General features: G+C 40.2%; 10 protein-coding genes. All 10 read left to right on the top strand.

Features of this window, described 5'->3' with window-relative positions:
• Positions 1–62 precede the first annotated feature (62 nt).
• The 10 genes from L1272_RS11520 (at position 63) to L1272_RS11475 (ending at position 12,313) form a co-directional block, all read left to right on the top strand.
• Positions 63–458: a hypothetical protein gene (locus L1272_RS11520; protein WP_235373473.1), complete on the top strand. Its 396-nt coding sequence runs from the start codon at positions 63–65 to the stop codon at positions 456–458.
• Between the two features lie 125 nt (positions 459–583).
• The gene (locus tag L1272_RS11515; protein ID WP_054561594.1) at positions 584–1,045 is read left to right on the top strand and encodes a GAF domain-containing protein; all 462 of its coding nucleotides are present in this window, start codon (positions 584–586) and stop codon (positions 1,043–1,045) included.
• Positions 1,042–1,320 (top strand): hypothetical protein, encoded by a 279-nt coding sequence (locus tag L1272_RS11510; protein WP_054551397.1) that lies wholly within the window; start codon positions 1,042–1,044, stop codon positions 1,318–1,320. The genes L1272_RS11515 and L1272_RS11510 overlap by 4 nt, the downstream gene beginning before the upstream one ends.
• 14 nt (positions 1,321–1,334) lie before the next feature.
• Complete coding sequence (gene proQ, locus L1272_RS11505; protein WP_166340275.1) at positions 1,335–1,985, top strand: RNA chaperone ProQ; 651 nt, start codon at positions 1,335–1,337, stop codon at positions 1,983–1,985.
• A gap of 27 nt (positions 1,986–2,012) precedes the next feature.
• Complete coding sequence (gene prc, locus L1272_RS11500) at positions 2,013–4,037, top strand: carboxy terminal-processing peptidase (RefSeq protein WP_199529679.1); 2,025 nt, start codon at positions 2,013–2,015, stop codon at positions 4,035–4,037.
• 178 nt (positions 4,038–4,215) lie between these two features.
• Positions 4,216–5,697, top strand: a complete 1,482-nt coding sequence (gene nhaC, locus L1272_RS11495) for a Na+/H+ antiporter NhaC (protein WP_235373471.1) — start codon at positions 4,216–4,218, stop codon at positions 5,695–5,697.
• A 41-nt stretch (positions 5,698–5,738) separates the two neighbouring features.
• A complete protein-coding gene (pepN, locus tag L1272_RS11490) occupies positions 5,739–8,333 on the top strand; it encodes an aminopeptidase N (protein WP_235373470.1) in 2,595 nt (864 codons plus the stop codon).
• Positions 8,333–8,554 (top strand): DUF2835 domain-containing protein, encoded by a 222-nt coding sequence (locus L1272_RS11485; RefSeq protein ID WP_082389168.1) that lies wholly within the window; start codon positions 8,333–8,335, stop codon positions 8,552–8,554. Before pepN ends, L1272_RS11485 begins: the two co-directional genes overlap by 1 nt.
• A 297-nt stretch (positions 8,555–8,851) precedes the next feature.
• Positions 8,852–10,936: a DUF1302 domain-containing protein gene (locus L1272_RS11480; protein WP_054551392.1), complete on the top strand. Its 2,085-nt coding sequence runs from the start codon at positions 8,852–8,854 to the stop codon at positions 10,934–10,936.
• Between the two features lie 12 nt (positions 10,937–10,948).
• The gene (locus L1272_RS11475; RefSeq protein ID WP_235373500.1) at positions 10,949–12,313 is read left to right on the top strand and encodes a DUF1329 domain-containing protein; all 1,365 of its coding nucleotides are present in this window, start codon (positions 10,949–10,951) and stop codon (positions 12,311–12,313) included.
• The last annotated feature ends 100 nt before the right edge of the window (positions 12,314–12,413 follow it).

Genomic DNA, 12,413 nt, shown 5'->3' with positions numbered 1-12,413 from the left:
ATTTTAACTAGTTAGTCCATGCTTAACACTTCTCGTATTATCTTTGTGACATTAGGGAATTTATGAAACATCGTTTAGCAAAGAGTGTAGGACTTTCTTTATTATCGCCTGTGATCATCGGTTGTATCTTAGGCCTTTATTATGCATTCACACTTGAAGGAAATGGTTTTAGCATTTTCTTTAATTTACTTGTTAGCGCAATTGCCAATGCACACATAGTAGGCTTAACTATGGCAGCATTTGTAGTGCCTGGTTATTTACTTATGTTTAAATATGCAAAGGTTAATTATTCAGGTGTTCTGACACTTGGCTTACTAGGTGGCGCTATTTTTAGCTACTTACTGAGCGCTACAACAGGTATGGCTTTTGTAGTCAATGCTGTGATGTCTGCTCTGGCAGCTGGACTGTTTTTATTCGGTTTAAGACAGGGCCTTACAACACAATCTTCTCATCAATAGCAGAATATTTAATCAAGCTGACTGAAATTGAGGGCAAAATGTTTTTTTTTGCCCTTAAAAGGTTTCATTTGTCGTCTACAAAGAGTACCTTTAGCTACTGTATGTTTAATAAGAAGTAGTTTGGTATGCAAAAGCAAGATTTTTACCAGTCATTAGTTAAACAAACTGAGTCGCTAATCACTGGTGAATCAAATGTTATTGCCAACATGGCAAATATTAGTGCGCTGTTATTTACCTCTTTAGAGGATATCAATTGGGCGGGCTTTTATTTAATGGATTCACCTGAAGAATTAGTGCTAGGGCCGTTTCAAGGTAATCCTGCATGTATCCGTATTCCAGTAGGTAAAGGGGTATGTGGAACTGCCGCGCAAACACAACAAACACAACTCATTGAAGACGTGCATGCATTTGCTGGTCATATTGCCTGCGATGCTGCATCTAACTCTGAAGTAGTTGTGCCGATTTTCAAAGACGGTAAAGTATTTGCTGTACTTGATATCGACAGCCCAAGCATTGCGCGATTCGATGCTGATGATCAAGCTGGTTTAGAAGCATTGGTAAAATGCTTTGAGGCAAATCTAAAATGAAAGATCTGCTAAATGTGCAAGATTACCTCTTTGCAATCCATGATGTTGGTGATTGGGAAGGGGAAGAAGAAGTTGTTGCCGAAAGGCTCAACGACTTGATTCACATGGCATGGGAGCGTCTACCAGATGACCTTGACTGTGAATCAATTGATGAAATTATAAATGGTATTTGGGAACACCTTCGTGGTGATTTAGCGCTTATTGAAGCGGACTTCGAAGAGTTGACCGACTGGGTAACACACTATGTCGATTCATCACTTGATGAAAAGATGTAATAAAAGGTTCTAACATGGAAACCACAAACAAGCTAAAAGATATTAATGAAGTATTGGATTTCTTATACCAAGAATTTCCACAATGTTTTAAACAAAAAGACGGTATTCAGCCGCTTAAAGTAGGTATCTTTAAAGATATCGCTGAGCGTATTGAAGGTTCTGAGAAAGTAAGTAAAACTCAGGTTCGTCAAGCACTAAGAAAGTACACATCAAACTGGCGCTATTTAGAAGCGGTGACTAAGTCTGAGTTCCGTATCGATCTTGATGGTAATCAAGACGAAAAAGTAGAACAAGAGCACATTGAGCACGCACAAAAAGCGTTAGAAGAAAGCCGCGCTAAAATGGCGAAGCGTAAGAAGCCACAACGCCCACGCAAAGACGGTGACACAAAATCTTACAAAAAGAATAGTGGCCACCACGCTAAATCTGGCGAAAAAGGCGCTAAAGTAAGTAATAAGCCTGCTAAAGCTGCTCCTGCAAAACGTTCAGGAAAAGTTGAACCTTTACCTGCCTCAGAGGTCAAGGTTAATAGCAAAGTTAAAGTTAAACTTGGCCAAGCACTTGTAAACGCGGTTATTACTGAAGTGAATAAAGATGAAGTTCACGTTGAGTTAGTAACAGGGATGCAAGTTAAGACCAAAGCAGACAGCCTGTATATCATTTAATAGCTGTAAAAAATAAAGGAGTTGTGTATGAGTAAAAAGTTTACGCTCATTCCGTTAGTCGCTGCCCTGTTTTCAGGTTCATTATTGGCATCTTCAGACAATTTGACTGAAAAAGACCTGCCAGTACTCAAGCAAGAAAGCCAACATAGTACGGCAAGCAAACGGGTGACAAACTTATTTACTCGTGCACACTACAAACCAATTAAATTTAACGATGAATTATCTGAGAAGGTTTTTGATCGTTACATTGAATCTCTCGACTACAATAAAAATGTGTTTTTAGCCTCTGATATTGCCTCGTTTGAGCAATATAAAGACCAGTTTGATAATGCATTGTCGACAGGTAAATTGGGATTTGCTTTTGATATTTTTAATTTAAGTTTAAAACGTCGTTTTGAACGCTATGACTATTCTTTATCGTTACTTGAAAACGAAATGAAGTTCGATAAAGAAGATGAGTACCTGTTTGACCGTGAAGACGCTGAGTGGGCAACAAGCCAAGCTGAGCTTGATGAACTTTGGCGTCAGCGCGTTAAATACGATGCTTTACGATTAAAAATGACTGGTAAAGATTGGCAAGGCATTAAAGAAGTCTTGACCAAACGCTACCACAACGCGCAAAAGCGTTTAGTACAAACGAACAGTGAAGATGCTTTTCAAATCGTGATGAACTCATTCGCACGAAGCATTGAAGCGCATACCTCTTATTTATCACCTCGTCGCGCTGAGCAATTCAAGATGGACATGGATCTTGAGTTAGAAGGTATTGGTGCGGTGCTTAGCTATGACGAAGATTACACGGTAATCCGTAGCTTAGTCCCAGGCGGACCGGCTGATAAGTCTGAACAAATAAAGGCAGATGACCGTATTATTGGTGTTGCGCAAGAAGGTGAAGAGTTTGTTGATGTGATTGGCTGGCGTTTAGATGACGTCGTTGATTTAATCAAAGGCCCGAAAGGGACAAAAGTTCGCTTGCAATACTTAAAAGGGGCGGATGCTCACGGTACACCAAAAGTGGTTGAAATCACGCGTGATAAAATTCGCTTAGAAGACCGTGCTGCAAAATCTGAAGTATTTGAAGCAAAATATTCAGACTTAACCAGCAAAATTGGTGTGATTGAAATCCCTGGTTTCTATAACAATTTATCGCAAGACGTAAAAGTTGAAATTGCAAAATTAAAAGAAGCCAAAGTTGACGGTATCATTATCGATTTACGTCAAAACGGCGGTGGTTCACTTTACGAAGCGACGCAACTTTCTGGCTTATTTATCGATCAAGGTCCTGTAGTACAAATTCATACGCTAAATAATCGTATTGAAGAGCAAAAAGACCGTGATGGTGTCACTTTTTACGATGGCCCACTGACAGTGTTAGTTGATCGCTACAGTGCGTCTGCCTCAGAAATTTTTGCAGCAGCAATGCAAGATTATGGCCGTGCAATTGTGATTGGTGAGCAAACTTTTGGTAAGGGAACTGTACAGCAGCATAAACCACTTGGCCGTGCTTATGACCTATACGACCACCCATTAGGTAGCGTGCAGTATACCATTGCAAAATTCTACCGAATTAACGGCGGAAGCACACAGCACAAAGGCGTGATCCCAGATGTGTCATTCCCATCGGCAATTGAGCCATCAGAGTGGGGTGAGAGTCAACAAGACAACGCGCTACCTTGGGATAGTATCATACGTGCTAAGTACAACTCTGTTGATAACCTCAAACCAGCGATTGCTTACGTTAATAAGCTTCATGATGCCCGTATTGCAGACGAGCCTGAGTTTGGCTATGTATTTGCTGACATTAAACGCTATCAAGAAGAGAAAGACCGTAAGACTATCTCATTGGTTGAAGCGACGCGTCTAAAAGAGAAAGACGAAGGTGAAGAACGCGCGTTAGAACGTGCTAATGAACGACTTGTTCGCCTTGGTGAAAAGCCAGTTGAGAAGCTTGACGATTTACCTGATAGCCTTGACGAGCTAGACCCTTTCTTAGAAGAAGCGGCATTAATCACCCAAGATTATATAAAATATGGTCGTATCGCTAAGAAATAATTAGCAATTAATTAGCAATATCGATTAATAAAAAGGCGCTTAAGCGCCTTTTTTGCTACCTAAAACAGGTTAGATTGGTATAATCACAAAATCTGGCTGCATAAGGCCACTGAAGTTTTGCGTCAAAGCTTACAATAATAATTAAACACGCCACATAAGACGTGTAGGAGACTATCTTTTGAATTCAATTGAAGAGAAGCCAATTAAACAGGCCAGTTTTTTAGATGCCTTAATCCCAATTACTGTGCTCGTGTGCCTACTAGGCGCTGCTGTTTATTTATTCGGTGATAACTCATCATCTGGTCCTAACCAAATCGCTTTATTATTCGCTACATTTACCGCGGCATTAATTGGCTTAAAAAATGGTTACACCTGGAAGAAACTAGAACAAGCCATGATTGAGGGGATCACCTTATCCCTTGGAGCAATCATTATACTGTTAATGGTGGGTGCCTTAATCGGTACTTGGCTGTTATCAGGAACTGTACCCACTCTAATTTACTATGGCTTACAAATTATCAATCCGAGCTGGTTCTATGCCGCTAGCTGTTTGATTTGTGGCATTGTGGCTATGAGTATTGGTAGCTCTTGGACCACAGCTGCGACTATCGGTGTGGCGTTATTAGGTGTTGCAACTGGTCTTGGTCTTGAACCAGTTGTTACAGCAGGTGCGGTCATTTCTGGTGCCTACTTTGGTGATAAATTAAGCCCGCTTTCTGAAACAACTAATTTAGCGCCAGCAGTGGCTGGGGCTGATTTATTTGAGCATATTCATCACATGCTTTGGACTACAGTGCCAAGCTTCATTATTGCGTTAGTTATTTTTATCTTTATGGGCTTTAATGCCGGTGGTTCAACAGAAGCGGGCCGTATTGATGAAATAGTTAATTTATTAGAGCAAAACTTTAATATTGGTTTTGAAATGCTAGTGCCACTGGTGGTGTTGTTGTTTTTAGCAATTCGTAAGATGCCAGCTTTCCCAGCTATTTCGATTGGTGCGGTGCTAGGCGCGATTTGGGCTATGTTATTTCAATCTGATTTAATCAATAGCCAAATTGATGCATCACAAGGCCAAGCAATTGGTTACTTCAAATTAGTTTGGACAACGTTCTTTGATGGTTTCAGCATCGACACTGGCGATGAAAAAATGGATTCATTATTGAGCGGTGGTGGTATGGCTGGCATGTTAACAACCACTTGGCTGATTATGACGGCCTTGATGTTTGGCGCTATCATGGAAAAAACTGGCTTACTTGATATGTTCGTTAAGAGCATCTTAAAAATTGCTAAAAGCACGGGTTCTCTTATCACTGCAACGATTGCAACCTGTATTGGTACCAATGCGGTTGCAGCTGACCAATATATCGCGATTGTTGTTCCTGGACGTATGTTTAAAGACGAATATGAAAAACGTGGTTTAAAGCCTGTTAACTTATCTCGCACATTAGAAGATGGTGGCACAATTACTAGCCCACTTATTCCTTGGAATACCTGTGGTGCCTACATGCAAAGTGTTTTACTAATCAATCCATTTGACTATGCAATGTACGCGTTCTTTAATTTAATTAATCCATTCTTAGCGGTTGTTTATGCCTATTTTGGTATTAAAATTTTACGTATTACCCCAAAACATCTTAAACAAGAAGCTAACGCCGAATAAACTATTTAGGCCCTGCTAAGCAGGGCCATTTGGAGTCAGTAATGTCTGCTACGAGTAAACCTCAAGCTCAATATTTAAAAGATTACCAAGCCCCACAATTTTCAATCCAACACATCGATTTACGCTTCGAATTAGCCCCTTTAAAAACATCAGTGCAGTCAACAATGACAATCAATCGTACCGATGAAAGCAATGCAGATCTTTTGCTTGATGGTGTTGATTTAACGCTAATTTCATTGATGGTTGATGACAAAGCGTATGATGATTACACGCTAGAAGATGAAAAGCTGATCATTCATAACTTACCTGAAAGCTTTATTCTGAAAATTGAAAACCATATTGACCCGCAAACGAATACCTCGTTAGAAGGTTTGTACTTGTCGGGTGGTGCTTATTGTACGCAATGTGAAGCTGAAGGGTTTAGAAAGATTACCTATTACCTTGACCGCCCAGACGTACTTGCCAGCTTTGATGTAACCATTATTGCCGACAAAAAGTACACTCACTTGCTGTCTAATGGTAACCAAATTGAATCAGGTAACTTAGATGACGGTCGTCATTTTGTAAAATGGCAAGACCCATTTAAAAAGCCTAGCTACTTATTTGCATTAGTCGCCGGTGATTTTGACGTATTACGTGACCATTACACGACGAAGTCTGGACGAAAAGTTGAATTAGCTTTGTTTGTTGATAAAGGTAATTTATCAAAAACGCCACATGCCATGACATCTTTAAAGAAATCAATGCAATGGGATGAAGAGCGATTTAACCTTGAATACGATTTAGATATTTACATGATTGTTGCCGTTGATTTCTTCAACATGGGCGCAATGGAAAATAAAGGCCTGAATATCTTTAACTCTAAATGTGTTCTTGCAAATCAAGAAACAGCCACAGACAAAGATTACCATACGATTGAATCTATTGTAGGGCACGAGTACTTCCATAACTGGACCGGCAACCGTGTGACTTGCCGTGACTGGTTCCAACTGTCGTTAAAAGAAGGCTTAACGGTTTTCCGTGACCAAGAGTTTAGTAGCGACTTAGGTTCACGTGCGCTTAATCGTATTGATGCCGTTAAAGTCATGCGTACTCATCAGTTTAGTGAAGATGCAGGGCCGATGGCGCACCCAATTCGCCCAGAAAAAGTCATTGAAATGAATAACTTTTATACAGTGACTGTGTATGACAAAGGAGCTGAAGTTATTCGTATGATGCACACCTTACTTGGAGAAGAAAAGTTCCAACAAGGTATGGCATTGTATTTCGAGCGCCATGACGGACAAGCAGTTACTTGTGATGATTTTGTTGCAGCCATGAGTGATGCGTCTGGCATTGATTTAACACAATTTAAGCGTTGGTATAGTCAAGCGGGTACACCTAAGCTCAATGTAGAGCAGGCGTATGATGAACAAAACCAGACTTTCACATTAAGCATTGAGCAGTTTGCACCTGATAATCAGCCTAACAATGCCTTACTGCACATTCCTTTTGCTATTGAGCTTTTAGATAGTGAAGGGCAGTCATTACCTCTTGTGATTGATAATCAGCCGCAAGATTCGGTATTGAATGTCACTGAAAAAACGCAGCAGTTTGTTTTCGAAGGTATTAAACAGCGCCCAGTAGCAGTGCTACTCGAAGATTTCTCTGCGCCATGTATTGTTAATCAAAATACATCTGCCGCTGATCTGTTACATATTATGCGTTTTGCTCGCAGTGACTTTTCACGTTGGGATGCTCAGCAGCGTTTATTTACTAATGAAATGAAAGCAGCGATTGCCAGTGGTGAAGCTTGCTTATCTGATGATATCTTGTCGGCATTAAAGCTACTAGTTGATAATCGTGAAGGTGACCTTGCATTGATTGCGGAGCTGTTAAAACTGCCTAGCTACGATACTCTTGCAGCAGAATATGCCGTCATCCCTGTTGATGACATTATTGCTGTACAAAATGCATTTGAATCGCAAATTGCCAACTTCTTAACAGAATCATTGGTTAATTGTTATAACGTGCTTGAAGATGATGGTTCAACATCCGCTACAGCCGTTGCAGTACGTGCTCTTAAGCAACTTTGTTTATACTATTTAGCGAAAACAAATCACAGCGATGTTAATAGCCTCATCAGAGAGTCAGCCCACAGTAATAATATGACCAATGCCCTTGCTGCATTAAGTGCTGTTGTAAAAGCAAATCACTCACTATGTGATACGCTTTTAACAGAGTTTGATGCTAAATGGCGTCATGATGTACTCGTTATGGATAAATGGTTTGCACTGCAAGCGATGAAAGATTCAGCAACGAGTATCAGCGATATCAAAGCGCTTTATGATCATCCAAGTTTTGACTTTGGTAACCCTAACCGTGTGCGTGCTTTGGTTGGTAGCTTTAGTCACTTTAATATCACTCAGTTCCACCGAGCTGATGGTGAAGGGTACCAGCTATTAGGTGACTTATTAGTGAAACTAAATGATATTAACCCGCAAAATGCATCGCGCATGCTGACACCTTTTATGTCATGGAAACGCTATGATGAAAATCGTTCAGCGGCAATGAAAGCACAATTGCAACGTTTAGCTGATTTAGATGGCCTTAGTGATGATCTGTTTGAAAAAGTAGAGAAAGCACTCGAAAGTTAATGACAGAATATTATTTTGCCTTGTATCTGAGTTACTCGGAATGTCTTGATTATTACCATGGTAAATATAAATCAGTGCAAGTCACAGAGGATGGTGGCAAGACAGTTCGCTTTGATGCTCACCATTTGCGTCCTTTTATTTCTTCGCTAGGAATAAGAGGGCGTTTTAGGCTGACATTAACGTCTGAAAATCAGTTTTTAAAACTCGAGAAAATTAGTTAAAAAAGCAGCTACGGCTGCTTTTTTTGATGATTTTTCATAAAAAACACTAATTTTATCTATCCCCAATTCGCTAAATTTATTATATTTTTGTTAATTCGATTTGTTCTATTGTTAATTTACGTGTATAAATTATCTGGTATGACGTCTTACCAATACGTAAACGTCACATTTTTAAATAAATATTAACCGATTAGACGCGTTCTATATTGTAATTTTACTGTTTCGCTTCTATCGTTAGAAAGATACTAAAAACAACAATTTGATCACAAAACAACCCGTTACAGGGGGATGAACACAATGATAAAACGATCGCTTTTTGTTAAAAACAAAATAGCTTTGGGGCTTGCAGCAGCAACACTAGGTCTCTCAAGCACATCTTTGCACGCGGCTAATTTCGAGTTAGGTGACTTTGACATACGTTTTGACTCTAACTTTTCTTATGGTCAAAGCATTCGTGTTGAAGACCGAGACTTTCAACACATAGGTAAAAGTAATAATCCATCATTTGATTGGACAGGTTATCACTCAGCTCTAAACCCTATTTATTCTTCAGCTGATGTTTGGAACCAACCAGGTGCTTACTCAAATAATGGTGATGCCGGAAACTTAAACTTTGATAGTGGAGATTCATTCTCAAAGTTATTAAAAGGCACTCATGAGCTTTCTATCAGTAAAGATAACTTTGGTTTCTTCACTCGCTTTATGTATTTTTATGATTTTGCCTTAATGGATGGTGACTTTGCTTATACCAATCCAACGTCGGGTAAAAAAGTTGACCCTTGTGATGATGACGACACTAAAGAACAAGTATGTGCTGATTTACGTTTACTTGACGCCTATGTTTGGGCAAATTTTGATTTAAATGAAGGCCGTAACCCGCTGTCTATTCGTTTAGGCCAACAAGTTGTGAACTGGGGTGAGAGTACTTTGATTTCTCATGGTATTAACGTTAACCCTGTTGATATCGATCGTTTAAAAGCGCCAGGTGCAGAGTTAAAAGAAGCTTTCATACCTGTTGGTATGCTTTGGGCATCACTAGGCATCACAGATAACTTGACGCTAGAAGGTTTCTACCAATATGAATGGCATGAAACACGCCTTCCAGCGGCTGGTACTTACTTCTCGACGAACGATTTCGCGTCAGAAAATGGCTATCAGCAGAATATTCAATTAGGCTTCACGTCTAACCCAGATATCGATTTAGCATTCTTAACAGAAAGCTTAAATAATTTAGATGATATTGTTCGCTCGCAAGGTGTTGACCCTACATCAGCACAAGGCATAGCGATGATGTCGCAAATGTATCTCGCTTACCCAACCAAAGTTGCGTTGAAAGGTAAGGGCGGTGCAGGTAAAAATGAACCTGATGATGGTGGTCAATACGGTTTACGCTTGGGTATGTTTTTACCTGAGTTAAACGATACTGAAGTAGCGTTATACCACATTAACTACCATAGCCGTCGTCCTGTGATTTCAGGCCAGGTATCAAACTTCACTGATGCGGCAATCGCTGCTGATATCGGTATGTTATTAACAACAGATATCACTGAAGATAATGTAACTAGTTTACAAGCATTTACCAAAGGCCAGCTAGAATACCCAGAAGACATTAAGCTATATGGCTTGAGCTTCAATACATCAATTGGTGAAACGGCTTTTTCTGGTGAATTTGCTTTCCGTCAAGATGAGCCTCTGCAAATTGATGACGTAGAGTTACTTTACGCGGGTATGCCAGAGCAATTGGCTGTTGCAGGTATTCGCCCTGATTTTGCAGGTATTTCGCAAATGAGTCCGGGTGATGCAACTAGCGTTGTAGGTCCTGGTGAAGTAGCACAAGGATTTATTCTTCGTAACACTGCTCAATTACAATTTACTGCAACACACTTATTTGGTCCATCATTAGGTGCTGATAGCTGGGCGGTAGTTGGTGAAGTTGGTGGCGTTAGAATTAACGATATGCCGGATTATGACGAGCTCCGTTTAAACGTTTCCGGTACTGGTCGAAGCGGCATTATGCAAGGCCCATTAAGTGATGATTATTCAACACTTCACCTAGGTCTGTCTAATGGTCCTGAAACAAACCCATTCCCAACAGCGTCTGCATGGGGCTATCGCCTTATCGCTAAGGGTGATTACTACAATATTTTTAGTGGCGTAAACTTCTCACCTCGTTTTGTTTTCTCACACGATGTGAATGGTATTACACCAGATCCGATGTATTTATTTATTGAAGACCGTAAATCACTCGGTGTTACTATGAACTTCAATTATCAAAATGCGTGGTCATTCGACTTTAGCTACAACTCATTCTGGGGTGGTGGCGCAACGAATACTTTCTCTGACCGCGATTATGTTTCATTTAATATTAAATATTCAATCTAAGGGTAAATTATGATTATTAGAAAACCTACCCTCATTGCTGCAGCGTTTTGCGGCGTTTTCGCAAGCTCAAGTGTACTTGCAAAAATTACCGCTGATGAAGCGGCACGTTTAGGCAGTGATTTAACGCCAATTGGCGCTGAAAAAGCAGCGAATAAAGACGGTTCTATTCCAGCTTGGGATGGTGGTATCACAACACCGCCAGCAGGTTACAAACCGGGTATGCACCATCCAGATCCATATGCCGATGATAAAATTTTATTCACGATTGATAAATCGAACGTTGCCCAGTACAAAGACTACTTGAGCCCAGGTCAAATTGAATTATTCAATACCTATCCTGATACGTTCAAAATGAACATTTACCCAACCCGTCGTAGTGCGTCATATCCACAGTTTGTATATGATGCAACTAAAAAATATTCGACGACAGCTGAATTAGTTGAAGGTGGTAACGGTATTAAAAATACCGCTGTGGGTGTTCCTTTCCCAATTCCTAAAGATGGTTTAGAAGCTATTTGGAACCACTTGTTGCGATTCCGTGGCCTATCAATTGAACGTTCTGGTGGTCAAGCTGCACCGACAGCCTCTGGTTCATATAACTATGTAGGTTTTGATGAGCAACTGTTAGTTGAGTACTCATCACCTGAAGCAACACCTGAGAAGCTTCAAGAATCTAATATCTTGTTTAAGTTTAAGCAAAAGGTAACTGAGCCTGCTCGTCTTGCCGGTACTGCGTTATTAGTACATGAAACGATGGACCAAATTTTAACACCACGCCAAGCATGGACATACAATTCAGGCCAGCGTCGTGTTCGTCGTGCACCAAATGTTGCCTACGATGCACCGGGAACAGCAGCTGATAGCTTACGTACGACTGATGACTTTGATATGTTCAATGGTTCTCCGAATCGTTACAACTGGACATTAAAAGGTAAGCAAGAACTTTATATTCCTTATAACAGCTACAAGCTTCACAGCGACAAACTAAGCTACGATGATATTCTACAAGCAGGTCATATCAACCCTGAGCATGTTCGTTATGAAAAACACCGTGTTTGGGTGGTTGAAGCGAACCTAAAAGAGGGCACGCGTCATATTTATAAGAAACGTGTTTTTTATATTGACGAGGATAGCTGGCAAGTACATGTAGCGGATATCTATGATAACCGTGATCAAATGTATCGTGTAGCGATGGCGCATGGTCTTAACTACTATGAAGTACCAACTCATTGGAGTACGTTAGAAGTTTATCATGACCTTAACTCTCGTCGTTATTTAGCAATTGGTTTAGACAACCAAGAAAAAATGTATGATTTCTCACAATCATTCAACGATAACGAGTTTACTTCAAGCGCATTACGCCGCGAAGGTCGTTAATCCATTTAAGGCACCTGACTCCAGGTGCCTTTTGCAATTCGCGTAAGTCATCAGTACACGCATTAGGTTTCCCAGTGACTTTTTTGACTTCTCTTTTTAT

It is taken from the genome of Pseudoalteromonas sp. PAST1 (assembly GCF_021532515.1).
Classification (GTDB): domain Bacteria; phylum Pseudomonadota; class Gammaproteobacteria; order Enterobacterales; family Alteromonadaceae; genus Pseudoalteromonas; species Pseudoalteromonas simplex.
Note: the sequence above shows the minus strand (reverse complement) of the source record. Positions and strands in the feature narration are given on the sequence as shown.

Bases quoted from the DNA above. Each gene is read 5' to 3' on its own strand.
- L1272_RS11520 (WP_235373473.1), top strand. From the start codon at position 63: ATGAAACATCGTTTAGCAAAGAGTGTAGGACTTTCTTTATTATCGCCT.
- L1272_RS11515 (WP_054561594.1), top strand. From the start codon at position 584: ATGCAAAAGCAAGATTTTTACCAGTCATTAGTTAAACAAACTGAGTCG.
- L1272_RS11510 (WP_054551397.1), top strand. From the start codon at position 1,042: ATGAAAGATCTGCTAAATGTGCAAGATTACCTCTTTGCAATCCATGAT.
- proQ (WP_166340275.1), top strand. From the start codon at position 1,335: ATGGAAACCACAAACAAGCTAAAAGATATTAATGAAGTATTGGATTTC.
- prc (WP_199529679.1), top strand. From the start codon at position 2,013: ATGAGTAAAAAGTTTACGCTCATTCCGTTAGTCGCTGCCCTGTTTTCA.
- pepN (WP_235373470.1), top strand. From the start codon at position 5,739: ATGTCTGCTACGAGTAAACCTCAAGCTCAATATTTAAAAGATTACCAA.
- L1272_RS11485 (WP_082389168.1), top strand. From the start codon at position 8,333: ATGACAGAATATTATTTTGCCTTGTATCTGAGTTACTCGGAATGTCTT.
- L1272_RS11480 (WP_054551392.1), top strand. From the start codon at position 8,852: ATGATAAAACGATCGCTTTTTGTTAAAAACAAAATAGCTTTGGGGCTT.